The 26,952-nt window shown below is 35.9% G+C and carries 24 protein-coding genes, 1 tRNA gene and 5 pseudogenes; 20 read left to right on the top strand and 10 right to left on the bottom strand.

Annotated features, from left to right (window positions below; genetic code table 11):
• Positions 1 to 28 precede the first annotated feature (28 nt).
• The gene (locus tag A3835_05190; GenBank protein ID ORI07879.1) at positions 29 to 772 is read left to right on the top strand and encodes a hypothetical protein; all 744 of its coding nucleotides are present in this window, start codon (positions 29 to 31) and stop codon (positions 770 to 772) included.
• Here the strand turns inward: A3835_05190 and A3835_05185 are convergent, their stop codons facing one another.
• The 7 genes and pseudogenes from A3835_05185 to A3835_05155 all read right to left on the bottom strand — a co-directional run bounded on the left by A3835_05185 (position 773) and on the right by A3835_05155 (position 6,344).
• Positions 773 to 2,023, bottom strand: coding sequence for an RNA polymerase factor sigma-54 (locus tag A3835_05185; GenBank protein ID ORI07993.1), 1,251 nt, complete (start codon positions 2,021 to 2,023; stop codon positions 773 to 775). It lies immediately after the preceding gene.
• 3 nt (positions 2,024 to 2,026) lie between these two features.
• Positions 2,027 to 2,754 (bottom strand): annotated as a pseudogene (locus A3835_05180) (ABC transporter ATP-binding protein).
• Complete coding sequence (locus A3835_05175; GenBank protein ORI07878.1) at positions 2,747 to 3,145, bottom strand: tRNA threonylcarbamoyladenosine biosynthesis protein TsaE; 399 nt, start codon at positions 3,143 to 3,145, stop codon at positions 2,747 to 2,749. Before A3835_05175 ends, A3835_05180 begins: the two are co-directional and overlap by 8 nt.
• On the bottom strand, positions 3,145 to 3,390 hold the full coding sequence (locus A3835_05170; protein ID ORI07877.1) for a hypothetical protein: 246 nt from the start codon (positions 3,388 to 3,390) through the stop codon (positions 3,145 to 3,147). The genes A3835_05175 and A3835_05170 overlap by 1 nt, the downstream gene beginning before the upstream one ends.
• 33 nt (positions 3,391 to 3,423) lie before the next feature.
• A complete protein-coding gene (locus tag A3835_05165; protein ORI07876.1) occupies positions 3,424 to 4,251 on the bottom strand; it encodes an IroE protein in 828 nt (275 codons plus the stop codon).
• The gene (locus A3835_05160) at positions 4,245 to 5,288 is read right to left on the bottom strand and encodes a colicin I receptor (GenBank protein ID ORI07992.1); all 1,044 of its coding nucleotides are present in this window, start codon (positions 5,286 to 5,288) and stop codon (positions 4,245 to 4,247) included. Before A3835_05160 ends, A3835_05165 begins: the two co-directional genes overlap by 7 nt.
• 159 nt (positions 5,289 to 5,447) lie before the next feature.
• A pseudogene (locus A3835_05155) lies at positions 5,448 to 6,344 on the bottom strand (sulfate transporter).
• A gap of 202 nt (positions 6,345 to 6,546) precedes the next feature.
• Here A3835_05155 and A3835_05150 point away from each other — a divergent pair.
• The 16 genes and pseudogenes from A3835_05150 (at position 6,547) to A3835_05075 (ending at position 22,113) form a co-directional block, all read left to right on the top strand.
• A pseudogene (locus A3835_05150) lies at positions 6,547 to 7,769 on the top strand (argininosuccinate synthase).
• 25 nt (positions 7,770 to 7,794) lie between these two features.
• A complete protein-coding gene (locus tag A3835_05145) occupies positions 7,795 to 8,241 on the top strand; it encodes a 50S ribosomal protein L9 (protein ORI07875.1) in 447 nt (148 codons plus the stop codon).
• A complete protein-coding gene (locus A3835_05140; GenBank protein ID ORI07874.1) occupies positions 8,242 to 8,775 on the top strand; it encodes an HslU--HslV peptidase proteolytic subunit in 534 nt (177 codons plus the stop codon).
• A gap of 8 nt (positions 8,776 to 8,783) precedes the next feature.
• Positions 8,784 to 10,106: an HslU--HslV peptidase ATPase subunit gene (locus tag A3835_05135; GenBank protein ORI07873.1), complete on the top strand. Its 1,323-nt coding sequence runs from the start codon at positions 8,784 to 8,786 to the stop codon at positions 10,104 to 10,106.
• Positions 10,103 to 10,972: a GTPase Era gene (locus tag A3835_05130; GenBank protein ORI07872.1), complete on the top strand. Its 870-nt coding sequence runs from the start codon at positions 10,103 to 10,105 to the stop codon at positions 10,970 to 10,972. Before A3835_05135 ends, A3835_05130 begins: the two co-directional genes overlap by 4 nt.
• A 59-nt stretch (positions 10,973 to 11,031) precedes the next feature.
• The gene (locus A3835_05125; GenBank protein ID ORI07871.1) at positions 11,032 to 12,552 is read left to right on the top strand and encodes a C4-dicarboxylate ABC transporter; all 1,521 of its coding nucleotides are present in this window, start codon (positions 11,032 to 11,034) and stop codon (positions 12,550 to 12,552) included.
• Positions 12,549 to 13,196 (top strand): pilus assembly protein PilO, encoded by a 648-nt coding sequence (locus tag A3835_05120; GenBank protein ID ORI07870.1) that lies wholly within the window; start codon positions 12,549 to 12,551, stop codon positions 13,194 to 13,196. The genes A3835_05125 and A3835_05120 overlap by 4 nt, the downstream gene beginning before the upstream one ends.
• Complete coding sequence (locus A3835_05115; protein ORI07869.1) at positions 13,196 to 13,609, top strand: hypothetical protein; 414 nt, start codon at positions 13,196 to 13,198, stop codon at positions 13,607 to 13,609. Before A3835_05120 ends, A3835_05115 begins: the two co-directional genes overlap by 1 nt.
• Entirely contained in the window at positions 13,587 to 15,107 is a 1,521-nt protein-coding gene (locus A3835_05110; protein ID ORI07991.1) for a secretin, read from the top strand. The genes A3835_05115 and A3835_05110 overlap by 23 nt, the downstream gene beginning before the upstream one ends.
• Positions 15,100 to 15,927 carry an AAA family ATPase gene (locus A3835_05105; protein ID ORI07868.1) on the top strand — a complete coding sequence of 276 codons (828 nt, stop codon included), beginning with the start codon at positions 15,100 to 15,102 and terminating at the stop codon, positions 15,925 to 15,927. Before A3835_05110 ends, A3835_05105 begins: the two co-directional genes overlap by 8 nt.
• A complete protein-coding gene (locus A3835_05100) occupies positions 15,920 to 16,798 on the top strand; it encodes a hypothetical protein (GenBank protein ORI07867.1) in 879 nt (292 codons plus the stop codon). Before A3835_05105 ends, A3835_05100 begins: the two co-directional genes overlap by 8 nt.
• On the top strand, positions 16,795 to 17,334 hold the full coding sequence (locus A3835_05095; protein ID ORI07866.1) for a hypothetical protein: 540 nt from the start codon (positions 16,795 to 16,797) through the stop codon (positions 17,332 to 17,334). The genes A3835_05100 and A3835_05095 overlap by 4 nt, the downstream gene beginning before the upstream one ends.
• A gap of 9 nt (positions 17,335 to 17,343) precedes the next feature.
• On the top strand, positions 17,344 to 19,095 hold the full coding sequence (locus A3835_05090) for a general secretion pathway protein GspE (GenBank protein ID ORI07865.1): 1,752 nt from the start codon (positions 17,344 to 17,346) through the stop codon (positions 19,093 to 19,095).
• Positions 19,092 to 20,330, top strand: coding sequence for a type II secretion system protein F (locus A3835_05085; protein ORI07864.1), 1,239 nt, complete (start codon positions 19,092 to 19,094; stop codon positions 20,328 to 20,330). Before A3835_05090 ends, A3835_05085 begins: the two co-directional genes overlap by 4 nt.
• A 21-nt stretch (positions 20,331 to 20,351) precedes the next feature.
• Positions 20,352 to 20,851, top strand: a pseudogene (locus A3835_05080) (PAS sensor protein).
• 2 nt (positions 20,852 to 20,853) lie between these two features.
• Positions 20,854 to 22,113 carry a transcriptional regulator gene (locus A3835_05075; GenBank protein ORI07863.1) on the top strand — a complete coding sequence of 420 codons (1,260 nt, stop codon included), beginning with the start codon at positions 20,854 to 20,856 and terminating at the stop codon, positions 22,111 to 22,113.
• Here A3835_05075 and A3835_05070 read toward each other — a convergent pair.
• From A3835_05070 to A3835_05060, 3 genes are all read right to left on the bottom strand, one after another.
• Entirely contained in the window at positions 22,110 to 22,616 is a 507-nt protein-coding gene (locus A3835_05070; GenBank protein ID ORI07862.1) for a histidine phosphatase, read from the bottom strand. The two genes, A3835_05075 and A3835_05070, sit on opposite strands and share 4 nt — an antisense overlap.
• Positions 22,616 to 23,425, bottom strand: a complete 810-nt coding sequence (locus A3835_05065; GenBank protein ORI07861.1) for a ferritin — start codon at positions 23,423 to 23,425, stop codon at positions 22,616 to 22,618. The genes A3835_05070 and A3835_05065 overlap by 1 nt, the downstream gene beginning before the upstream one ends.
• Positions 23,426 to 23,533: 108 nt before the next feature.
• Positions 23,534 to 24,214, bottom strand: a complete 681-nt coding sequence (locus A3835_05060) for a biopolymer transporter ExbB (protein ORI07860.1) — start codon at positions 24,212 to 24,214, stop codon at positions 23,534 to 23,536.
• A 143-nt stretch (positions 24,215 to 24,357) separates the two neighbouring features.
• Here A3835_05060 and A3835_05055 point away from each other — a divergent pair.
• The 3 genes and pseudogenes from A3835_05055 to A3835_05045 all read left to right on the top strand — a co-directional run bounded on the left by A3835_05055 (position 24,358) and on the right by A3835_05045 (position 26,911).
• Positions 24,358 to 25,622, top strand: a pseudogene (locus tag A3835_05055) (UDP-N-acetylglucosamine 1-carboxyvinyltransferase).
• 2 nt (positions 25,623 to 25,624) lie between these two features.
• Positions 25,625 to 26,785 carry a molybdopterin molybdenumtransferase MoeA gene (locus tag A3835_05050; protein ID ORI07859.1) on the top strand — a complete coding sequence of 387 codons (1,161 nt, stop codon included), beginning with the start codon at positions 25,625 to 25,627 and terminating at the stop codon, positions 26,783 to 26,785.
• A gap of 51 nt (positions 26,786 to 26,836) precedes the next feature.
• Positions 26,837 to 26,911: transfer RNA gene (locus A3835_05045), tRNA-Gly, on the top strand.
• The last annotated feature ends 41 nt before the right edge of the window (positions 26,912 to 26,952 follow it).

The following is a 26,952-nucleotide window of genomic DNA, read 5'->3' as shown; positions in this document are numbered from 1 at the left end:
CCACAAGAGCTATTAAAGGGAGCCAAAAATGAATGGTGAAATGTTTAATATATGCACCATTATTGTTGCCGCAAAGCAGGCCATAAAGTCAATTTCTGCTATCCTATATAATGGCACTAACTACGAAAATAGTATAAATTTTCACTTTCTCTCAGGCCATAGGGCAAATGGCGTAAATGAGTGGTTTGAGCACGCATTAAAGCTTGGATTAAGCGATGTAAGACTTACTGCAAATTTAACTGGCTCATCAGATGAACGTTTATTGCTTAGCTTTTCAAACTCTACCGCAAAATCGATCATTTGCATTTTTAAAGAGCACATAAGTTACTTCGTACCCTACTGGAAATACAACAAAGATCAAAGAGGCTGGGACATAATATATAAAGAATTCGGTCTTGAAAAAGATGTAAATTTAGAAAATTTTAGCGACAACACAGAGGCTTTTATGGCCATACTTACTAAGATAGCGGCCTTTGCAGATGAGATAGAGTGTGAGAATTTTGGTGAGTGTTTTCGCAGGGCTTTAAAATCACTTGGATCTTTAAACAATGATGATCAAAAGATATTTAATGCACCGCTTATGCCAAAGAAAAATTTAGCTCTTTTTGCTGCGGCAAGCTTGGCTGATGTCTTTGGCGGTATGGGCTCTTGGAACGACGATGCAGCAGGCATGGCACAATATAAAAAACGTGGCAAAGAGTACGAAGAGATTAGTAATGAGCTTTTTACGCAGATGCGTAAGGCCATACTTTTTGCTGTAAATGAGTGGTAGTTAGCCGTTTATCTGATAGACTCTTTTTCGCTGGCTTGAGCTACCGATGTTTAGAATTTTGCGGTATTTTGTGATGGTTCGGCGAACGATTTGGATGTTAAATTTAGCTTGAATGAGCTCTTGAATTTTTAGATCAGAAAGTGGCTTTTTGTGGTCCTCGCCTTTAATGAGCTCTAGTAAAAATTCTTTTATCGCAGCATTTGAAGTCTCCTCGTCAAAGCCAGTTGCAAAGAAATTTTTAAGTGCAATAGTGCCCCTTGCACAGCTTAGATACTTATTTGCGATTGCCCTTGAGATGGTTGACGGATTGCGTCCAAGCTCGTCTGCTAGGTCTTTTAGCTTCATAGGCTTTATATCACCGCCCAAAAAGTAGTCGTACTGATACTCAACTATCATGAGCCCTATCTTATAAAGCGTTGATTTTCTCATCTCAAGGGCGTCTATGAGCTCGCTTGCCTCTTTTATGCGCGAGCTTACAAAGACCTCTTTCTCATCTAGCCCCTCGGTGTCGATAGAAATTTCAGGATAATAGTCGTCATTTATTTGCACACTAATGCCACTACTTGTGCTTAGCACGAAGATATCAGGCACCTTTTGGCTCGCCTCTTCTAGATACTCAATGGCTGGGGGATTTTTAAATTTCTTTATGATCTTTAGCGCGTCGTCATAGAATTTAAGCTTTCTAAGTTTTTCTATATTTTCAAAATTTAAGATGATCTTTTTCGCGCACTCTATGATCTCTTCACTTGCCTCTGCCTCGCTTAGCTGAAATAAAAAGCTCTCTTTCACATCCTTTGCGCCCACGCCACATGGCTCAAGGTAGGCAAATCTCGCCCTAACCCGCTCCACTTCGCTCTCGCAAAAGCCTGCAAAAATTTCATCATCATAGGAAAAATAGCCCTCGTCATCTAAACACTCGATGATCTTATATGCGATATCTTGGGACTTTTGCGTGGGAAAAAGTGGTGGATTTATCTGGCTAATAAGCTTTTCGTAGAGACTTTCTTTATATATACTTAAAGCCTCTATGCTTTCGCTAACCGAGTTTTTGCTAACCTGCTCGAAAAAATTTCGCTTTTTTTCGCTTTTTTCTAAATTTTTATGTTCAATCGTAGCAAAAGGGTTTTCTTTTATAAAAGGTTCAAGCGTCTCTTTTAGCTCATCAAGCCCGCTTTGAAGGATGGGAAGCCAGCTTCTTAGCGTTTGGTTTAGTTTGATCTTTGGCGCTAAAGTTTGCTTTTGCCTTAGCATCATCTACTCAAGTAGCTTAAATTCTTCGCCAAGATAGTGCGTTCTTACGAGCTTATTGTTTGCCACTTCGCTCGCACTGCCGCTTGCTAGTAGCGAGCCATCTTTGATGACGTAGGCTCTGTCGCAAATGGCTAGCGTCTCACGGACGTTGTGGTCTGTTATCAAAACGCCGATACCTAGCTTTTTAAGGTCTCTAACGATGCTTTGAATGTCGCTAACTGCGATAGGATCGACGCCTGCAAATGGCTCATCAAGCAGTAAAAATTTTGGCTTTATGATGAGACTTCTAGCGATCTCACAGCGTCTGCGCTCGCCGCCACTTAGCTAACGCCCTTTCTTAGGCGGATAGGCTCGATGTTTAGCATATTTAGCATCTCATTTACTCTTTTAGAGATATCTTCTTTGCTTTGATTTAAAATTTCAGCGCTAAGGAGCAAATTTTCTTCAACGCTTAGCTCTTTAAATATGCTTGACTCTTGCGGCAAATAGCCAATACCAAGGTGTGCTCTTTTATGAAGCGGGACATTTGTGATCTTTTCATCGTTTAAAAAGACATCTCCGCTAGTTGGCGAGATGAGCCCGCAGATCATATAAAAAGTGGTCGTCTTTCCAGCGCCATTTGGCCCAAGAAGCCCCACCACTTCGCCGCTATTTACCTCTAAAGATATACCTTTTATGATCTCACTTTTCTTAATCGTCTTTTTTAGATCTTTTACTTCTAGTTTATGCACTTATAACCTCGTATTTTCTGCCATTTTTGCTAGGAGAAATTTTTACTAACGTATAGCTCTCGCCGTTTTTCTTTAGAGCTTTTTCTAAATTTTCATCGCCCCACTCTACTAGATGAAGCCCCTCTTCAAACAAATTTTCAAAAAGGCCATTTTTAGCCATCCCGTCAAATCCGATCTGATAAATGTCGTAGTGGTAGATATCTTTACCATAAATTTGCATCAAAGAAAATGTTGGTGACGTCACGCTATCTTCTATGCCATGAGCCTTGATGATCGCCTTTACAAGAGTCGTTTTGCCACTTGCTAGATCGCCACTTAGTAACACCACGCCACTTTTTGGTAGCACCCGCACAAGCTCATCAAGCTCATTTTCTAAAAGCTCAAAAACCATCAAAGCTCTTTTACATATTCGCTCTGGGCGCTTTTTGGTATGCTTTTTGTAGTTGGGATCGCTAGCACCTCATATCTCGCCTCACGAGCTAGAAAATTGATGGTGATAATATCGCCGATCTTAACATCTTTTGCTGCTTTTGCCTGCACGCCATTTATGCTCACAACGCCGCTTTTACACATATCTTCGCTAACGGCACGCCTTTTGGTGATATTTACTACGTTTAAAAATTTATCTACTCTCATGCGGCGGATTTTAACAAAAATAGCCTTAAATTTTTAATCCTTTAGATATTTTAAAAGCTCTTTTAAATTTAGAGGTATGACGCTGCCATGGGTTTGACCTTTGTAAAACTCAAAGTGAGAATTTACGCCACTTTGTTTTAAAATCCCAGCCAAATCACTCGCCTTTAAAGTGCCAGCTTTGTCTGTTTTGCCCTTTCTCTTTTCGAGCTCGCCAACGCTAAGAAAGACAAATTTAGCTTTTAATTTTTCTTTAAATTTGCCCTCACTCACATTTTGTTTTAAAATTTCAGACTCACCCCACCAAAGAGATGGCGAAGCGATAAAGAAATTTGCAAATACTTCCTCATTTTTAAGCATGGCATAAAGCGTAAAAAGACCTCCAAAAGAGTGTCCGTAAAGGCTCTTTTGGCTACTTTTCACGTTAAATTTCTCATCAATTAGCGGCACTAAATTTTTAGTTAAAAAGTGGTAAAACGCATCTGCGCCCCCACCTTTACTAAACTCCTCACCCTCTGCCTTTGGCGTGAGGTCTCTTGTGCGTTTTTCTACTTCATAGCTTTTGTCTGTGTCATATCCTATGCCTATTATTAGCGGTGCAGCCTTGCCATCAAATTCATTTAAAAGCATGTTAAACTGGGCATTTGCATCAAGCAAGAAAAGCACGTTTTTAAACTCATTTTGCCCCTTTATCTTGGCTGTGAAAATTTTATAAATTTCATTATTTGCACTCATTTTAAAGGTTGAAATTTCAAATTTGCTAGCAGCTTTTTGACTAAGTGGCTCAGGTGTCTGGCTAGGTCCTGCGTGCAAAGTCTGCGTTATACCAAGTGTAAAAAGCAAAAATTTAAACGCTCTTACCATTTTGCAGCGACCTTAAACCAAAATCTCCTGCCCTCTTGCGGATACCAGTAGTAGTTGCCGTCGTCTGCTAGCGCCTCATCGTATCTTACTTTATCAAAGATGTTGTAGGCATTTAGGCTAAGAGTTAGGTGCTTGTTTGCGTCCCAGCTGACACCTGTATCAAAGGTAAGCAGGTCTTTTGTGTTCTCTCTTATGCTATTACCAGCACCAAAATTTACGCTTGTTAGCTTACTCTCGTAGTTTGCGCCAAAAAATGTCTTGATGCTTTTTATAGGCTTATATGTAAGCGTAGCGTGAAATACATGCTCTGGCGTTGCTGTTAGGCTTTTGCCATCAAGTCTGTTAAGCCCTGTTTGACTAAATTTCATAGGGCCATTTGGCGTGTTTATAGTTGGATCACCAGTTTTTATCTTTGACTTATTATAGGTGTAGTTTGAGCTTAAATTTAGATTTGAAAGGATGTCGTAGTCGCCACTTAGCTCCACGCCCCAAACGGTCGCACCCTCGATGTTAAAGTAGGTTCCCCAGCCAGGGCAATTAACACTTGGCGCACCTGAGCAAGTGCTAAAGGCTGGAATTCCATTTACGATTGTACTGCCGTCAGTGTCTAGTATCTTATCTTTAAACTCATTTCTAAAAAGCGTTACCGAGCCTCTAAAATCAGCCTGATTGTCATAATATGCCCCAACTTCATAAGTCATGCTCTTTTCTGGTTTTAGATCTTTGTTACCAAAATCAACTATTTTCCAAGCATTTTGGATAGTGCCTACTTCTGGGGAGATTTGATTGACATTTGGCGTTTTATAGCCAGTTGCTACGCCGCCTTTTAAACTTAGCGTATCTGTGGCGTTATAGACTAAGTAGGCTCTTGGCGAGAGGTGGTTGCCAAAAAATTCGTTGTGCGTGAGTCTTGAGCCAAGCGTTAAAAATAGCTTCTCTTCTAAAATTTGCCACTCATCTTCGATAAATCCAGCATGCTCACTCATCGAGTAGCTTTTTGGACTTTCGAGGCCATTTTTTGAGGCGTTTGAGACGATGAAGGTCGTGCCGACATTTTGTTTGCTAGAGTCATAGCCAAAAGTTAGTGCGTGAGCACCAAGAAAGGTTGTAAATTTTGAATTAAAGTTGTAATTTTTAGCTTTTGCAGGTATGAATTTATCAAAAAGGCTCGTTCTTTGCGTCTGATCATAAATGTAGCTAAGATCGACATTTAGGTTATCAAATTCGCCAAGATAGCCCACGCCATAGCTCTTTTTCTCATAGTCATAGGCGTTTAGAAGTCTATTTGTTCTAGTAGTGGCTGACTTTCCAACAGTTCTTGAGTAATCATGCCTTTCATTTGAGCCAAAGATAAAAAATTTATTGTGCTCATCTGGTGTGATCCAAAGTTTTGCGCTTAAATTTCTCTTATCGCTCTTTTGATAACCGCCTTTGTAATTATCCTCGTCCCTTAGCTTTTTATATCCCCAAAGCTGAAGCGCAAAAAGGTCTTTATAAAGAGGTAAATTTAGATAAAAATCACCCTGTCTGCCATTACCTATGCCTTTATGCGTGTTTATAGTGGTTGAGATGCCGACATTGCCGCTAAATTTTGAAAAGCCCTTTTTGGTAATGATATTTATAACGCCTCCAACTGCGTCGCTACCATAAAGCGAGCTCATAGGACCACGGATAACCTCTATACGCTCGATCGCTTCAGCTGGTGGGATGAAATTTGAGTTCATATCCCCTGCTCCGCCCTTTGGATTTGCGCTGCTTGAATTTACTCTTTTACCATCAATTAAAACTAGCGTTTGAGACTTCTCCATACCACGTATCGAGATACCGCTAGCTGCCCCGTCTTCGCCACCAACGACATTTACGCCTGGGACTTTTTGAGCGATTGAGTGAAGCGAAGTAAAGCTATCTTTTGTAAGCTCATCGCCGCTTATCACGCTTATGCTCGCAGGAGCTTCTTTGATTTGCTGCGAAAAGCCACTTGCACTTACTACAACACCATCTAGCTTAGTTTCGTTGTTTTCTTTCTCTACTGCATAGAGAGAATTTGCCACACAAACACTAAGGCAGATGGCAATAAATTTTGTTTTTCTCACGACTATCCTTTTAAAAATTTAATTTGAAAAAGTTTGAAATTTAACAAAGTATCTTTTAAAACAATATTAATTATCATAATTCTAAATACTAATCTTTTTTATAAAAATTTCTAAGAAAAAAACTTGCATTATTTATTAAATTAGTTTATTAAAAATTAATCAATTTAGGCTAAAATACGACCATTTCAACAAAAGGACAGCTATGAAAAAAGACGTAAAAAAAGTGGTTTTAGCATACTCTGGCGGACTTGACACAAGTATCATTTTAAAATGGCTTCAAGATGAATATAACTGCGAAGTAGTCACATTTACAGCTGACATTGGCCAAGGCGAAGAGTTAGAGCCTGCACGCAAAAAAGCCCTAGCACTTGGCGTAAAACCTGAAAATATTTTTATTGAAGATTTAAGAGAAGAATTTGTACGTGATTATGTATTTCCAATGTTTAGAGCCAATGCGGTCTACGAGGGCGAATATCTCCTTGGCACCTCGATCGCGCGCCCACTAATAGCAAAACGCCAAAGTGAGATCGCAAGACTTGTTGGCGCTGATGGCGTGAGTCACGGAGCAACAGGCAAAGGCAACGACCAAGTTCGCTTTGAACTCGGATACTACGCACTTGGCGACAATCTAACTATCATCGCTCCTTGGCGCGAGTGGGATCTAAATAGCCGTGAAAAACTTTTGGCATACGCTGAGAAAAACGGCATAGATATCACCAAAAAACCAGGCAAGAGCCCATACTCAATGGACGCAAATTTACTTCACATAAGCTACGAGGTCTAGTACTTGAAGACCCAAGTCATGCACCAGAAGATGATATGTGGAGATGGACAGTAAGCCCAAAAGATGCTCCAGATAAAAGCGAGATCATTGAGATTGGCTATAAAAAGGGCGATCCAGTGAGCATAAACGGCAAAAAAATGAGCCCAGCTGAAATTTTAACCGAGCTAAACCGCCTTGGTGCAAAACACGGTATCGGCAGACTTGATATCGTAGAAAACCGCTCAGTTGGTATGAAGAGCCGCGGCTGCTACGAAACTCCAGGCGGCACGATAATGCTAAAAGCTCACCGTGCGATCGAGAGCATTACGCTTGACCGCGGTGCTGCTCACTTAAAAGATGAGATCATGCCAAAATACGCCGAGCTAATTTATAATGGCTACTGGTGGTCACCTGAGCGAAATATGCTCCAAGCACTCATCGACAAGAGCCAAGAGCACGTAAATGGCTCTGTAAAAGTTGAGCTTTATAAAGGCAACGTGACTATCCTTGGCAGAAGCAGCAAAGATGATAATCTATTTAGTGAGGCATACTGCACATTTGAAGAAGACAGCGTTTATGATCAAAAAGATGCAGAGGGATTTATCAAGCTAAATGCACTTCGCTTCATCATCGCACGCAAAAATGGGCGAAAATTTGACTAAGAAATAAAAATTTAAAAGGACAAAAATGAAAGTATTATTAATAAAAGACGTAAAAGGACTTGGAAAAGCTGGCGAGATAAAAGAGGTAAAAGACGGCTATGGCAACAACTTCTTAATCGGCAAAGGCTTTGCAAAAGCAGCTACTCCAGACGTGCTCCGCCAATATGAAGCAGCTCAAAAAAGAAAGGCCGAAGAGCTAAAATATGAGATCACAAATTTAGAAAAGCTTAAAGAAGAGCTTGAAAAAGTGACAGTTGTCATCAAAAAAACTCTTGGTGCAAATGGCTCGCTTTTTGGCTCAGTTTCAAAAGAAGAGATCGCAGCAGAGCTTGAAAAAACGCATCATTTAGTTGTCGAGAAAAAAGCGATCGACATGGACACTCACTTAAAAGCAGTCGGCCTTTATGACGTTCATGTAAAGCTAGGACACTCGATAAATGCGAGCTTGAAGGTTGATGTGCAAGGAGAGTAGATGTTTCATGCGACAACCATCTTAGCCTACAAAGGCAAAAATAAAGCGGTCATCGGTGGCGACGGACAGGTGAGCTTTGGCAACACCGTCTTAAAAGGCAATGCCGTAAAAATCCGCAAAATTCACAACGGCAAAGTCCTAGCTGGCTTTGCTGGTAGCACTGCTGACGCGTTTAATCTTTTTGATATGTTTGAGAAAAATTTAGAGCATACAAAGGGCGATTTGCTAAAGGCGGTTATAGAATTTAGCAAAGAGTGGCGCAAAGACAAGTATCTAAGAAAGCTTGAGGCGATGATGCTTGTGCTTGATAGGGATAAAATTTTCTTACTTAGTGGCACTGGAGATGTTGTAGAGCCAGAAGATGGCAAGATAGCAGCTATCGGAAGCGGCGGTAACTACGCACTTTCAGCGGCCCGTGCCTTAGATAAATTTGCCGATATCGACGAAGAAGAGCTAGTCAAAGAGAGCCTCAAGATCGCCGGCGAAATTTGCATCTATACAAATACAAACATCAAAACTTATGTTTTAGAATAAGAGAGAAAATGAACTTAACACCAAGAGAAATTGTTAAATTTTTAGATGACTATGTGATCGGCCAAAAGGACGCCAAAAAGATCATAGCGATCGCGCTTCGCAACAGATATCGCCGTATGAAGCTTGAAAAGAGCTTGCAAGATGACATCATGCCAAAAAATATCTTGATGATCGGCTCAACTGGCGTTGGTAAAACTGAGATCGCAAGGCGTCTTTCAAAGATGATGGGACTACCTTTTATCAAGGTCGAGGCTAGCAAATATACCGAGGTTGGCTTTGTTGGTCGTGACGTTGAGAGCATGGTAAGAGACCTTGCTATGGCATCATATAATCTCGTAAAAAACGAGCAAAGCGAGAAAAATCAAGATAAAATCAACGCCTACATCGAAGAAAAGATCGTCTCAAAACTGCTTCCACCACTGCCAAAAGGTGCGAGTGAGGAGAAGCAAGCAGAGTATGCTAAGAGCTATGACAAGATGCTAAATAGGCTAAGAAACGGCGAGCTTGACGAGCTAAGTATCGAGATAGAGGTGCAGCAAAATCCGCTTGAAGCTGGCTCAAACGTACCACCTGACATGGCGCAGATGCAAGAGAGCTTTATAAAGATAATTGGTATCGGCGGTAAAAACATCAAAAAAGAGATGAAGGTAAAAGACGCCAAAAAAGCCCTACAAAGCGAGGCAAATGATAAAATTTTAGACCTTGAGAGCGTAAAAACTGAGGCCTTAAGAAGAGCCGAAAACGAAGGCATTATCTTTATAGACGAGATCGACAAAGTAGCCGTTGGTTCAGGTAGTTCAAATAGACAAGATCCTAGCAAAGAAGGCGTACAAAGAGACTTGCTACCTATCGTTGAGGGCTCAAATGTAAATACTAAATTTGGAAATTTAAAGACAGACCACATTTTATTTATCGCAGCTGGCGCTTTTCACATAAGCAAGCCAAGTGATCTCATCCCTGAGCTACAAGGCCGTTTTCCACTAAGAGTCGAGCTTGATAGCCTTGATGAGGACGCGCTTTATCAAATTTTAACTCAGCCAAAAAATTCGCTTTTAAAACAATACATTGCCCTACTCTCAACCGAAAATGTTGAACTAGAATTTGACGATGAAGCAATAAAAGAGATAGCCAGGATCGCCCACGCCGCAAATGAAAAGATGGAAGATATCGGTGCTAGACGCCTTCACACGGTAATCGAGCGCGTGATAGAAGATATCAGCTTTGAGGCTAGTGAAAAGAGCGGCGAGAAGATAAATGTGACAAAAGAGCTTGTAAAAGAGCGCCTAAAAGATGTGGTAGAAGATCAAGATCTAGCGAGGTATATACTTTGAAATCAGGCTTTATTAGCATCATAGGACGCACAAATGCTGGCAAAAGCTCGTTTTTAAATACCCTGTTGAACGAAAAGATCGCCATCGTCTCGCATAAACAAAACGCAACTCGCAGAAAGATAAATGGCATCGTAATGAATGGTGAAGATCAGATCATCTTCACCGACACGCCAGGACTTCACGAGAGCAACAAGGCGATAAATCAACTACTAATTAGCCAAGCAATAAAATCGATGGGAGACTGCGATCTAATCGTATTTTTAGCGCCTATTCATGATGATACAAGTGACTACGAGAAATTTCTAGCTCTAAATCCTGAAAAACCACACATCTTAGTGCTAACAAAAGTCGATGAGAGCTCAAACGCTAAAGTATTAGAAAAGATCACCCAGTATCAAAAATTTCAAGATAAATTTGCAGCTTTGCTTACTTTTAGTACCAAGCAACCAACCTATAAAAAGCCGCTTCTTGATGAAATTTGCAAGCTTTTGCCAGAGCATGAGTATTTTTACGATCCAGAATTTCTTACTTCAACAAATGAGAAGGAAATTTTTAGAGAATTTATACTTGAAGCGATATATGAAAATTTAAGCGACGAGATCCCATATCTTAGCGATGCGATCATAAAAAGTGTAAAAGAAAAACCTGGCATTACTGAAATTTTTGCAAGTATCATCACTGAGCGTGAAATCCATAAAAGTATGATCATCGGTAAAAATGGTGAAACCATTAAAAGAATAGGAATTTTTGCAAGAAAGCTAATACAAAATTTAACCGGAACAAAGATCTTTTTAAAGCTCGATGTAGTCGTTAAGAAAGGCTGGAGTAAAGAAGAAAAGAGCCTTAATAAAATAATTGGTTATTGATTTTTTATTTTAAAAATATTAAAATACAGCCCAATTAGAGCATTATGAGGTAAATTTTTATGTTAAAGCTTAGAAAAATTAACGATAATCCAATCGTTACGCTAGATCCTTATGAATATGAAGGTTTTAGATTTTCTAATAGCAATGTCGATACATTAAGTCTTTCAAAGAATATTCTAAAGCGAGACTTTTTTATATCTTACATCGAGTACAAAGATATAATAACAGCTACCATAAACATCTCAAGAACAATAGATGATGAGGATATTGAAAATAATATCTCGATCAAAATTTACGAAGAGCTCTCTCTTGATCCTGCGATTGACTATAAAATAGTTTATTTTGAAAGCAATGTTGAAAAAGAAGACAGAATTTTTAATGTTTTTATTGCTACAAATGAAACGATAAATAAAATTTTTAAAAATATTTCTAAAAGGGTACCTTTTATAGATTATGTCGTTGTAGAGCCACTTTTATATAGTGCTATCTACAAGAAAGGTTTGCTTCCTAGCACTCAGAGTGATTGTTTTTTGACATTTAGGGCCGATGAAGCATTTATAAGCATCTATGTAAATGGAGAATATCTTACATCAAGAGGTTTAAGATACACACTAAATTATCTAAAAGATAAATTTATAGAGCAAAGCGGCGAAAGAGTAAGCCTAGAAAGCTTTTTAGACATCCTAAAGACAAGAGGACTTTTAGATAGCAATGAAGAAGGCTTTAGCTACGATCTAAATACTGTTTTTGAGGACTATATATTTTATGTAAATGACACGATAAATGTTGTCAATAGAATCTATAGCATAAATATAAAAAATATCTATATTGATTGCGACTATAAAATAGAGCGTTTTGAGAAATTTATCAATACAAAGCTCGGCACAAATGCTACGAAATTAAATACAAGCACTGTAATAAATTCTAAAAATTTAGCCATTAGCGAACGATATAACATGATGGCTTTATATGCAAATTTTTACAAAAAAGAGGCCTTTAATGCCGATTTTAACTTCTCAAATTTACTTAGGCCTGATCCGTTCACAAAGAGAAAAAGCGGTAAATTTATACTGACATGTGCCGCTGCTTTTTGCCTAAGCATGTCCTATCCACTTTATAATTATATAGCTGGCAGTATTTTAGAGGCAGATTCGCAAAGACTAAGCGATGAGCTTGATGTGCTTAATGCACAAGCAGCACAAATAAGAAGTACTCTTGAAAGACTAAAAAAAGAGCAAAATGATATAAAGGGATTAACTGACAAAGAAGAAGAGAAGTTAAATTTTAGAAAAGGATTACTTCAAGAAATTGAAAACAAAAAAGATCATTACGTAATGAAAGGTTTAAATCTTTTTGAAATTACCGATATGATAAACAACAATAGCGTTTTTATAACAAATATTAAAAACAACGATAAAAATTTAACAGTTACTGTTATTAGTGATAATGAAAAAAGGATTACGCAGCTAATAAAAGATATTAGCAAGATGCCTAAATATTCAGTAAATACAAAAAAAATTAAAGAAGATAGGCAAAACAACGAGTATGAAAGTAATATAAGTATAGAGATTAGACAATGAGACAAGATGTTTTAAGTAAAATAGATAAGTATTTTGACGCAAAAAAACAAAGCGAAACAAATATAATTTTTTTGGGTTCAGCCTTAATTATTATTTATATTGTTTATATGCTTTGCTTTGATCCGTCGCAAGATTTTTATGATGAAAGACTTAATACACATACTAAAATTAGCAATGATCTTTCAAGAACAAGAGATTATTTAAGATCGACTAGCTCACCTAGTGGAGATAAAAATTTTAAAATAAATGAAGAGACCAAAATACTTGAAACGCTTAAAGGCAAATATTCTAGCGTTTTAAAATTTAATGCTCATTTTGATTCAAAGCTAAAAGAACTATCGTTTTTATTATTTAACGATCAAAATTGGGCAAATTTTTTAGACAACATCGTATCTTTAGCAAAGCAAAATAATATAAAAATTTTAGAATTAAAAAGTGATATAAAAGAGCCAAATTTCCAAAAGATTGAGCAAATTTTAAATATTGACTTGACATTTTTTGGAGGTTTTAAAGATATGCTTTCATATATAAATGGTCTTGAAGAATCAAAGCTAGTAGTTGATCTTCATAAAATGGATGTAAATTCCACCCAAAAAGAGCTTGGTGCTAAGATCTCAATATCTGTTTGGGGGATGAAATACTAATGAAAATAAAAATTTTATTGGCTTTTTTATTTTTAAATATTGCTTTTGCTAATCAGCTTCAAGAAGAAATGGACTCTTATGATAAAATTTTTGAAAAAATAAAGGAAAAAAGAAGCGGTCTTAGTGATATTGAGCTTTCGAGTATAAAAAATCCTTTTAAACAAGAACCTATCAAGACGGTAACAGATCAAAATTTATCAATTATCACTCAAGCTTCAAAAGGGCTTAGTTTAAAAGCAATTTTATTAAACAAAGCAAATATTGATTCCAAATGGTATGCTGTCGGTGATATTGTTGATGGTTACAAAATAGCCAACATTACTAGAAACAGTGTTTTTTTAGTAAAAGGCGATGAAAAACAAGAGCTAATTTTAAAAAATGGAAGTAAAAATGTTGAGATTAAGATTAAGTAAAATATTAATAATAGGTGCACTCATTTGCTTGAATATGAATTATGCTAGTGCTAATGAGAGTAGTTGTTTAAGCAAGAATTTTAATATGAAAATTTCAGATGATGTTGCACTAGTAGATGTGTTAAATCAGCTTTCAGAGATGTGTAACTTTAGTATTGTTGCAAAGGATACTTATAGCAAAACAGAGCTAAAAGATAAAGTTTTTGGTGTTAATATCAGAAATATGAGTCTTAGCGAAGTTTTTGACCTGCTTTTAAGTGAGAAAAATTTAAGCTACGAGTTTTCAAATAATGTATTAAAAATTTCATCTTTAAAAACTCAAATTTTTAAACTAGATTATATAACTTCTATTAGAGAAGGAACTGCTGTCACCCAAGCTTCAGTGGATGCTACTCCATCTGAAATTTCTAGTGGTTCAAGTAGTAGCGATAATTCCCAAGATGATAGTTCCCAAGGCTCAAGCAACCTTATAAAAACTACTGAAAGGTTTGACTTTTGGGAAAAACTAGATGCTGAGCTTAAAGCTATTTTAAATAATAGTAGCGAACATATCACAGCGCCTGATCCTATCATAAATCAAAATGCGGGACTTATCACTGTTACGGCTACTCCTTCTCAACTTAAGCGTGTCGAAAAATATATAGATGAAATGCAAAAAAGACTAAAAAAACAAGTAATTATTGATGTTTCTATTATTTCAGTTGAGTTAAATAATGAATACAAACAAGGCGTTGACTGGAGTAAATTTGAGCTTGGATTTAATACATACATTGGCAATTCAAGAAACAATCCGAGCTCAAGTGCAACTTGGACAAATAAAGGCAATAGCCTAAGCGATGGATTTGGACGTACATTAAATATCGCAGCTAATTTAAATTTTAGCCTTGATGGGATGATAAATTTTCTTGAAACAAATGGAAAGACAAAGGTTATATCAAGCCCAAAAGTAACAACACTTAATAATCAGCAAGCGCTAATCTCAGTTGGTGATAACATAAACTACCGTGTTCAACAAAAAACTGACAATGGAAACAGCAATAGTGATAGGCTGACAACTACTTATAAACAATACTCTGTTTTTATAGGCATATTATTAAATTTACTACCAGAAGTCTCTGATAATAATAAAATCATGCTTCGAATCAATCCATCGCTTAGTAACTTTAAATACGCTGAAGACGACACAAGACAAAATGCGTTAAGAGAGATTGCTCCAGATACGGTGCAAAAGAAGCTTTCAACTGTTGTTCAAGTTGATAGCGGTGATACTATTATTCTTGGTGGATTAATAGGCCAGACAAAGGGTAAAAATAATACTTCTGTACCTCTTCTTTCTGATATCCCGCTTATAGGTGGTGTCTTTAAAAGCACAAGAGACAATATAAAAACAACAGAGCTTATCTTTGTCATCACTCCTCATGTAGTTGATTTTGACAAAAAAAAGCCACTTAATCAATCATTAAAAGACTTAGGTTTTTCTAAAACGATCTATGAATAACAAGAATATTTATACGGATATAAAAGATATCTTTATCAACGAAGACGAAGTAGCTGATTTTGTTAATCTGGATAACTCAATCACTTGTTACAATAAGATCGTCTCGGCTCTAAAAAAGCCATTAAAGCTTATACTTTTTTATGGCAAGCCTGGCAGTGGAAAGACTTTTTTGCTAAACAAGATAGCCTCTGATCTTCAAAAGGATAAAAAATTAATTTTCTTCCCACATCCTTTTTTTAGCGAGGCTACATTTATAGAAGCTCTTTGTGAAGATATATACGGAAATAAGCTTGATAATATAAATAATTTTGAAAGTTTTGTTGCACACTACTCAAAAGAATTTAAAAATAAAGATGAAATTTTACAAAACCAAATAGTTGTCATTCTGGATGAAGCACAACTTTATCCTACTGAATTGATCGAAAAAATAAGGCTAATGGCCGATACAAGATTATTTAAATTTCTATTTACGATTCATAAAACTGAAAATGAAGATGTGTTAGCAAAGGACTATTTTCAAACCAGAATTTGGGAGAGTATAGAGCTTGGAAGTGCAAACACGAATGAAATCATAGTTTATTTACAAAGAAAAATAGGACAAAAAGGCTACGATAAATACCTAAATTTTCAGAAAAAAGACTATGACAAAGCCTATGAACTTTGTTGCGGAAATCTACGCACACTAAATAAAATTATGTATAAATTTTATGAAATTTGTGAATATTATGAACAAAATCAGCCATCAAAATTAAGTAGCGAGGACGCAAATATTAAAATTTTGACAATGTCTGCACTTGATACAGGAATAATTCATGCTTGAATTACAAGAAATTCAAAGGCTAGAAAAGCTCTATGAAGAGTACGAAAAAAAGAATAAAAATAGCTTTTTAAAATTGTTGTCACATAAAAAGCTAGGCCTTTTAATAATTACAACCTTGCTAATTGCTTTTATCTTTGGTATTTTTTTATTTTTCTCAAACGCCAAAAACAAAAAAGAGACAACTAGTACTCCGGCTTTAGTTGAGAAAAATTTGACAATACAAACAGATATAAAAGAAAAAAACATAACCTTTGTTGAAACTAATGTCAGTAAAAATATTTTAGAAGATGGCAAACAAAAAAGCGAGCAGGCAAAAGAGAGATTTGAATCAGATAAAAAACAAGATGAGCTTGCTGAGAAAATAGCTAAAAAGCTAGAACAATCCATAAAGCTAAATGAAGACAATAAAGAGCAGACATTAGATAAAAAACAAAGAAGTGGTGGCGGTTGGCTAAAACTAAATTTACCAACTGAAAATGAAAATATACAAAATGGACAACCTCTACCAAATGAAGAGATAATAGAATTAGAACCAAAGGCAAAGCCAAAAATTGATATTCAAATTTCAAGTGAAAACAATGAAATTTCTATACTAAAAGAAAATTTTAATAAAAATAAAAATCCAGAAATCGCCCTTAAAATAGCAAGAAAATGCTATCAAGATAAAAGATATAGCGATACTATAAAATGGGCACTATCGGCAAATAATTTAGATAGTAGCATTGAGGAGTCTTGGGTTATGTTTGCTAAGGCAAAATATATGCTAAAACAAAAAGATGACGCATTGCGCGCATTAGAAGAATATAATAAAAATAAAAATAAGCCAGAAATAAATGAGCTAATAAATAAGATAAAAAGTGATACGTTGTGAAATTTTTACTTATTATATTTTTATCATTAAATGCCTTTGCTATTGGGACGGCTGACATCAAAAGTTATTTTGAAAAAGCTGAATATCCTAAAATTTGTAATCAAAAAATACAAGATCTTTTAAAAGATTCACAAAACGAAGAATTTCTTAATATCTTTGGCATATCTTGCTTAAAAACAAATGATATAGATAGGCTCGCTCTTCCAGCAAGTAAACTATCAAAAACACAAAGTTCAAGAGAGAATGCAGCATATTTTGCTGATATATTGCTTAAAAAAAAGTTACTGCTTCATGCTATCTTGGATGGGGCTGATATAAGCTATATTAGGCTTCCAAAGAGCGATTACATTCTTTCATTTATATTTGATAAATTTGTCAAAAAAGAATACATTGAGGAGCTTGGCGTATTTATTTTTGAAGAGCCAAATTCAGACACAAGATATGAACTTAGTGCAATCGTTGGCTCAAATTTTGCAAAAATGATTTTAAAAATTTTTAAAAATGACGATCTTACTTCGCAGATTGAGTATAGATAAAGAGAAGAGATGAATAATTTAGAAAATTTAACGCTAAAAACATTAGAGCAACTTAATAAACTAAATGATGAGCAAATTTTAAAGATTATAGAGATAAAAAAGATAAATAAAAAAAGTCTTTTGGCTATTTTGCTTGAAGAAAATATGCTAGAAGAAGAGATTTTTTTTGAAATTCTATCTGATATTTATAGAAGAGGACACACTGACATTAATGAAATTTCAACTAGCCTTCAGATAGATCAAAAGCGCTTTATTCAATATGTATGTGATAAATTTAAAATCACTTTTTTTGATCTTGATGATATAGATATCGACTACCGTATCAGTGAAAAATTAAGCACCTCGCAGCTAAAATCATATAACGCTATCCCTGTAAAAGAAGATGAGATAAGCGTTTATGTAGCTTTTAAAAATCCTTTTGATGTGATCATTCAAGATAAAGTTCAAAATTTATTTAACAGAAAGCTATTAAAAGTAGCTTGCGCCGATCCAGCCCAGATAGAAAAATATATAAACAAAATAGCTCTTAATGAAAGTATAAAAGACGTTATTACAGAGATCAGAAAAGAGCTTTCAAGCTCTAGCAGCCAAGGGCAAAGCACAGAAAGCTCTGGAATTTTAAAGCTAATTGAGATAATTTTAAAAACATCTATTCAAAGTAGAGCGAGTGATATTCACATCGAGCCAACCGAGACAAATTGCATCGTAAGAAGCAGGATAGATGGTATGCTAAGTGAGACATTTATATTTGATAAAGATATTTATCCTCCGATGGTAAGCCGAATGAAGCTACTTTCAAATATGGATATCGCGGAGCGCCGCCGCCCACAAGATGGTAGGTTTTCAGCTCAAATTTTAGACAAAGAGTACGATTTTCGTATCTCTACGCTACCTATCTTAAATGGCGAAAGCATAGTTTTAAGAATTTTGGACAAATCAAAAGTTATCATAAACATTGAAGACCTTGGTATGCATCCAGATAACTTTGCTAAGTTTAAAAAGAGCATGAAAGCGCCTTATGGCATTATCCTAGTTACTGGTCCGACAGGATCAGGAAAAACGACTACGCTTTATGGTGCATTAAACGATATAAAAAGTGTAAAAACCAAGATCATCACTGTTGAAGATCCGGTCGAGTATCAGCTAAATATGATCCAGCAAGTACATGTAAATGAGAAGGCTGGACTTACTTTTATCTCAGCTCTTCGCTCTATTTTAAGGCAAGATCCAGATATTATCATGATAGGTGAGATCAGAGATCAAGAGACGCTTAGGATCGCAATTCAAGCGGCACTAACTGGTCACTTAGTCTTTTCCACACTTCATACAAATGATGCTATTAGCGCTTTACCTCGTATGGTCGATATGGGTATTGAACCATATCTAGTAAGTGGTGCATTAGTTTGCATCGAGGCTCAAAGGCTTGTAAGAAAGCTTTGCCCGTATTGCAAACAAAAGGTCACGTTATCTCAAAAAGCTCTTGATGAGATTAAGAAATTTCTTCCTGAAGATTATCAATTTTATAAAAGCGTGGGTTGCCAACACTGCTCACAAACCGGATATCTAGGGCGTGAAATGATAAGTGAAATATTATCTATCAGCGATCATATAGCAAGTATCGTAGCAAATAACGCTTCAAAAGAAGAGCTTAAAAAGGCTGCCTATGACGAAGGCTTTATAGATATGTTCCACGATGGCGTTATACGCGCAGCAAATGGTGTAACAACAATCGAAGAAGTATATAGAGTTGCCAAGATATGAAATTTTACGAAATAGAATATATAAAAGATGGCAAACGCCAAAAGATGAGCCTAAAGGCTAATAGCAAAAATGATGTAAAAAATCGTGCAAATATTCAAGGCATGATAGTAAAGATAAAAGAAACTCAGGTTTCAAGCATTAACAATGATTTTTTGGACTTGCAAGAAAAATTTAACAAAATATTCTCTTCTTCAAAAGTAAAAATTCCAGCTCTAGTCGCTACCATAAGGCAACTTAGCGTTATGGCTAATGCTGGTATATCAATACATGATGGCATAAAAGAGACAGCAAATGCTACTGAGGATAAAAGGCTAAAAACAATATTTCAAACGCTAGATGAAGACCTAAATCAAGGTGCTAGCTTAACTCAAAGTATAGAAAATTTTCAAGAAGAGCTAGGCGATGTCACTGTCGCTATGGTAAGGCTTGGAGAGAGCACTGGTAATATGGCTGACGCATTATCAAAGCTAGCTTCTATCTTGCAAGAAGTCTGGGATAACCAGCAAAAATTTAAAAAAGCTATAAGGTATCCAATAACCGTAATATGCTCTATAATTTTGGCTTTTATTGTGCTTATGACATCAGTTGTTCCACAATTTAGAGAAATTTTTAGCCAGCTTAATGCTGACCTCCCCCTTCCTACTAAAATTTTACTAAACATTGAATACATAATGAGCAATTACGGCATATATATAATAGTTGTTCTTGTCGCATTTGCTTTTTTGCTAAAAAGGCAATATTCAAATGATGAAAATTTTAGGGATAAGGTCGATAAATATCTACTAAAAGTCTATCTTGTAGGTAAGATAATATTTTTTGCAAATATGAGTAGATTTAATCTAATCTTTACAGAGCTTGTTCGTGCAGGACTTCCTATCGCTGACGCGCTAGATACTGCCGTTGTAACTGTTTCAAATCAAGACATAAGAAATAAGCTAACTGCTGTAAAAGTACTGGTTGGTCGCGGCATAAGCTTAACCGAGGCCTTTAGGCAAACTGGACTTTATGAGGGTATGCTTATACAAATGATAGGTGCTGGCGAACAAAGTGGTAGCTTAGATGACATGACACAAAAAGTTACTGATTATTATAGAGTGAAATTTAATGATATTATTGATAATATTTCAAACTATATTGAGCCGATACTACTAATATTTATCGCAGCTATGGTGCTTTTGCTCGCTCTTGGTATATTTATGCCAATGTGGGATATGGCAAAAGCTGTTAAAAATTAAATCAACATTTAAAGGAGTAAAATGCCTATAGAAAGAGAATATGGCGTTGATGAGAACGCATTTTTAGTTTCAAAAACGGATACAAAAGGAAGGATCACTTATTGCAACGAGCCTTTTTTAAATATCGTAGGAGTAAAACAAGGTGATCTCTTGGGAAAACCGCACAATATAATAAGACACACTGATATGCCAAGAGTTATTTTTAAACTACTTTGGGAACGTATACAAAACAAAGAAGAAATGTTTGCTTTTATAAAAAATAAAACTCTTAATGGCGGATACTACTGGGTATTTGGCAATATCACCGCCTCTTTAGATCAGCAAGATAATGTAGTTGGATATTATTCTGTTAGGCGTAAACCAAATCCAAAAGCGATAGAGGTCATAAAACCACTTTATGCAAAACTACTTGAACTAGAGCGTGATGGCGGTATTGAAGCATCTAAAAATATTTATTAAAATTTTTGGAAGAAAAATCAACAAGCTATGATGAATTTATAAATAACTTGCAAAGGTTCTAGATATGTTTAAGAAAAAATCAAATGCAATAAATGAGATTTTAAGTGTTGTCAAATCGGCAAGTAATGGCATACTAGAGCCTCGCATTGTAAATGTTGGAGAAAAGGACGAGATGTATGAAGTCGCCCTTGGCATAAATGATCTATTAGATCAAGTTGAGGCGCTTCAACGTGAAATTTCAACCTCAGTCCAAGCTGCACAAAACTCGAAAACATATAGAAATATATTTGTAGAAGGGTTTAGGGGTTTATTTAAACGAAATGCCATATCTATGAGCAAGGGCGTCACAGGTATAAAAGACGGCCAAAAAAGCAAGGTTAGAGGTCTTCTATCAAGCGAGCTTGACAAACTTGGAAACGGTATAAATGGTATAAATTATGCAAGAGATGATCTAAATGAAAGTATCAAAAATTTAAGCCAAACAGCAACAGATGCTAAACAAACTGCACAAATAGCAAAAGAAAATATGTCAAATATCGTCGAGCTTAGTCAAAACATGGGAGAGCTTGATGGTCTAGTACAAAGCTGCTCAAATGCTACTGGCATGCTAAGCACTAGGGCTTCTGAAATAAGCTCTATTTTAAATTTAATAAAAGATATTGCCGATCAGACAAATCTGCTTGCTCTTAATGCCGCCATTGAAGCTGCTCGTGCAGGAGAGCACGGACGTGGTTTTGCGGTAGTTGCTGATGAGGTAAGAAAACTAGCGGAAAACACACAAAAAGCTGCAAGCGACATAGAAGTCAATATAAAAACACTTCAGCAAGAGGTAAATGACATCGATGAAAATTCTAAAAAAATCGATGAAATTTCTAAACTAACGACACAAAATGTAGAAAATTTCAAAAAGGTATTGAGCGAGTTTAATGCAAACGCACAAAATACCGCTCAAACATCAAAATATGTCGCAAATAAAACCTTTGCCATAATTGCAAAAATTTCGCAAATCGCTTATAAAACCAAAGTGTACTCTGATCTTATAAACGAGCAAGGATACAGTGAGGAAATACGTGATTTAGCGCAAAGCCTGCTAGATTGGTATGAGAACGAGAGTGTAAGCGAACACAAGCAAAATAAAAATTTTGATAAGTCAAAGGAGCTTACAGCGTCGCTAAATAATGAAATCAAACTCTTGCTCGAGAAGTCAGCCTCTGGCTACAACGAACAAAATTTAAATTATTTTGTTGATAAGTCTAAGAAAATAGAAGATCTAAGCGAGCAAATTTTTACTTCATATAACGAAATTTTTAAAGATAAAAACTAAAGTATTAAATTATCTTTGATGTTTTTGGGGTGGTCAAAAAATAATGCTTTTGCACCACCCTCTTTTAACTCACTAAATTTACATCCAAACTCAACGCAAAATATTCCAGAAGTTGGGATATTGTCTATTGATGAATCGCTTAAATACTCGCAAATTTCAGTTATGCTTGGGTTGTGCGTGATGATAAAAATCTCATCCAAACTCTCATCTATATTTTTGACAAATTTTAAAAGATCTTCAAAACTTATATCATAAAGCTCATCTATAAGACTGGTCTCTTCTTTAAATTTTAAAGTTTTGGCGATAATCTTTGCTGTTTGCTCGCACCTTTTAGCACTGCTAGAAAAGATGGCTCCTGGCATCACATCATACATTTTTAGCCTATTTGCCATAAATTTAGCGTCCTCTTTGCCTTTTTGACTAAGCTCTCTTAAGGCATCTTTAGCTCCGTCCTTATTCTCATCAACCGCTTTTGAATGTCTTATGAAATAAATTTTACTCACTATCTCTCCTTTGAGAAATTCTTTATCAAGCAAAGCTCTTCTTTGCTAAATCCAGCTTTTAAGCGATCTTGCTCATTGATCTCTCTAACATTTTTAAATGAATTTGGATATAAACTTAAGATAATGCCAAAGTAGCTATTTTCGTCAATACCCTCTTTTTTGCAAGCAAACTTAAACCACTTATCGCCTTTATAAACATGAGAAACTTCCTCTTTTAAGATAACTTTTAGGCACTCTATTAGCTCTTCTTGCCCACCCTCGGCTTCTAGTCTTTTGATGATGTGAGCGTTTGCATCAAGGCCGTTTGCCTCCATATATCTTGGCAGTAGCGCCATACGGCTAGTTAGACTATCTGAAGTCTTTTGAAGTGCGATAAAAAGCCCATCATGTACACTTAGCTCGCCGTATCTACCGCCTTGTTTTAAGAGCAAATTTTCTATCATACAAAAGTGTCTGATCTCATCTTCAGCCACTTCTAGCCAGTCTTCATAAAATTCTCTTGGCAAATTTCTAAATCTATAACAAGCATCAAGCGCGATGTCAATAGCGCTAAATTCAATATGAGCTACCGAATGGATAAAATTTAAATTTTTATCCTTTGGCTTTATTCTTTTGTTTAGCTCTTTCATGCTAACTACTTCACAAAATTTTGCATAGCTTGGCGTTATTAGCTCATTTGGTTTAGAGCTTTCACAAAAATTTATATTAAAATCTCGTTTAAATTTCTCATAAAATAGCTCAAATTTTAAAAATTTAAGCCCAATCTCGCCTTCATTTAAAATTTCCCAAATTTCATCAAAAAAATTCATATTTTCTCTTTATTTAAATCTGCATTTACAAGTGTAAATTTATATAAATAATGCTTAAAATTTGAGCCTAGTATTTGTTTTAAAAGGTTTTTAGTAAAAATTTCTGATTTATTTTGCTTTGCCATATCCAGCAAATCTATTTGCTGCCAAGCAACTTGAATTTGAACATCTTACAAGGTAGCTATTTATCTCTTGATTTCCTTTTAGATGCACATTTTTTTGTTTTAGATTCATATAGCTATGAATTATCTTTCCGCCAGAATTATGTATAAATTTTACTGTCTCATCGCCAAGGACAGCCGTAACTATGCCAACATGAGTGATATTTTTCTTATCTTTATTTTTCTGAACACCCTTGCCAAGAGTATTTGAGAAAAATACAAGATCACCTATTTTTGGATTTTTATGAGTAATTAAATTCTTACTTTCATAAAAATTATAGATCGCTTTTGACTTTCTACCACCATTATCATAGTAGCGATTTATTGTCTTTTCATCAAAATACATATTTTGATACTTTGCATTTACGATAGAAACAAAGCCAGAACAATCGCCCCCCGCTCTTGTATTTAGGTATTTTTTAAAAAAAGAACCAAATTTTTTATCTTCTCTATCATTATCTTCATCTATGATTTCACCAATCATTTGCTCACTAAAATCAACACTTGAAGTTACGGTCTGATTTGTTTCATTTTGCGGAGTTGTCGGTTGATTAGAGGTAAAAGAACAGCCTGTAAAAAATATAATGCTAAATATAAAAAAGATTTTTTTATTTATTGAATTTGACATATTTATATCCAAAATTTTAGTATTTGCAATTTTAACTTTTAAACGTAAATGAACCGGAAATAGTGCTTTGCTTTCTTTATTCTAAGTTAAAAAGCAATATAATATCGGCAAAAAACATATTTTCTTAAGGCAAAAAAACAATGATGCACTATTTAAAGATAAAAGGAAATGCCAAATTAAGTGGCGAAGTAAAAATAAGCGGTGCCAAAAATGCTGCTCTACCGATCATCGCCCTAACCTTACTTGCAAAAAAAAGTGTAAATTTAACAAATATCCCAAATGTCGCTGATATAAAAACGCTTTGCCAACTGCTAACTAACCTAGGAGCAAAGTGCGAATTTAAAGATAAAAACTCACTAAGCATAGACACAAGCAGTGTAAGCTCAACTACTGCAAATTATGACATCGTTAGAAAGATGAGAGCATCGATCTTAACGCTTGGACCGCTTCTTGCACGCTTTGGCCACTGCGAAGTGAGCCTACCTGGAGGATGTGCGATCGGACAAAGACCTATTGATCTGCATCTAAATGCGCTTGAAAAAATGGGAGCAAATATCGAAATAAAGCAAGGCTATGTCGTCGCAACAGCACCAAATGGACTAAAAGGTGCAAAGATCGTTTTTGATAAGATCACCGTAACTGGCAGTGAAAATATCATCATGGCTGCAGCTCTAGCGCACGGTACGACAGAGCTTTTTAACGTAGCGCTTGAGCCTGAAGTGGTACAAATTTGTGAAATTTTGGCTAAGAGTGGCGTTAAAATAGAAGGCATCGGCACAAGTGAACTAAAGATAACTGGAAGTGGCCAAAAATTACTTGAAATTTGCGATATTGAAGTAATTCCTGATAGGATCGAAGCTGGCACATATCTTTGTGCTGGAGCTATAACAAATAGCAAAATTTCAGTCACAAAGGCAAATGCAGCCATATGACAGCCATTTTAAATAAATTTGAAGAGATGGGCTTTGGTATCGAAGTAGACGGCGATAAGATCACGATATTGCCAGCAAAAGAGATAAAACCAGTGGAGATAAGAACCACCGAGTATCCGGGCTTTCCAACAGATATGCAAGCTCAATTTATGGCGCTTTGCCTTGCAGCAAATGGCGTTAGTACGATAGATGAGAGACTTTTTGAAAACCGCTTTATGCATGTTAGCGAGCTGGCTAGAATGGGAGCGGATATTAAATTAAATGGACATATTGCAAGCGTTTATGCGCCAGCTAAGCTAAATGCAGCCGATGTGATGGCGACAGATCTTAGAGCTAGCTCAGCGCTGATACTAGCTGCTCTTATAGCAAATGGCGAAAGCTTGGTACATAGAATTTATCACCTTGATAGAGGATATGAAAATTTAGAAGAGAAATTTCAAGGCCTTGGTGCAAATATTATTAGGCTTGAGGAGTAAAAATGCTGCTAAATGACGCATTAGATGCGCTTAAATCTAAATTCAAATTAAAAACAGATAGTGAAATTTTACCTATCAGCATGGCTCTTGGTAAAACATTGGCAAATGATGTAGTGGCAGTAAAAGATCTGCCATGTTTTGATAACTCTGCGCTTGATGGCTTTGCTGTGAAATTTGAAGATAAAGATAAGCCATATAAAATAGTTGCAAGTGCCTTTGCAGGCGATAAAGAGCAGCTAAGCATTGGCAAAAATGAGTGCGTTAAGATAATGACTGGTGCGAAGATGCCAAATGGTGCAGATACTATCATAAAGATTGAAGATTGTGTTGTTGATGGAAATTTTATAAAAGCACCAAATAATCTTAAAAAAGGTGATGGGCATCGCTTTAAAGGCGAAGAGGTAAAGATTGGTGAAATTTTGCTAAAAAGTGGCGATGTTTTAAACACTAGAGGCATAATAATGTTAGCAGCACAGGGCATAAGTTTTATAAATGTAAAAAAACAGCCTAGCATTGGAATTTATTCAAGTGGAAACGAGATTATCGAGCCTTGGCAAAGAGCAAGCGAGGATGAAATTTACAATGCAAATGCCTTTGGCATCGCTGCACTTTTAAGGTACATTGGGCAAGATAGCTCATATCTTGGCATCATAAAAGATGAGCTAAGTGCTGTCAAACAGGCATTTCTAAATACCACAAACTACGACATAGTTATCTGTTCTGGCGGAGCAAGCGCTGGTGAGGCTGACTATATGAAAATAGCTCTAAGTGAGCTTGGATACAATGAAATTTTTTCACATATTGATATAAGACCTGGCAAACCTTGCAAGGCTTATGAAAAAGATGGCAAACTTATTTTTGTCCTTCCTGGAAATCCAATGGCAGCTTATGTTTGCATGATGATGCTTGTTTTGCCTCTTTTAAAAGAGGATTGCTTTGTGATGCAAAATGCTACAAATGCACAAAATTTAAAGGTAAAATCAGGCAGGATCAATGCCATTTTTGGAAATATTGAAAATGATAAATTTATAGCAACAAATGGTGGAAAATACGGCTCTGGCATGATAGATCATATTTTAAAAAGCACTTTTATGTTTTTAACTAGCCCAGATCAAAGCGAAATTTTGCAAAATAGTGAAATTTCTCTTATAAAACTCCCATAAAATCTTGACAAATGAAAAACAATCTGATAGAATGCGGACTTCATTTTGACTGCGGGAATAGCTCAGGGGTAGAGCACAACCTTGCCAAGGTTGGGGTCGCGAGTTCGAATCTCGTTTCCCGCTCCATCTTTTTTATACTAATTTTTTTATTTTCCACAAAACTTTTT

Origin of the sequence: Campylobacter concisus (genome assembly GCA_002092835.1) — a bacterium.
GTDB lineage: Bacteria > Campylobacterota > Campylobacteria > Campylobacterales > Campylobacteraceae > Campylobacter_A > Campylobacter_A concisus_K.
This window is presented reverse-complemented; position numbering and strand designations above follow the sequence as displayed.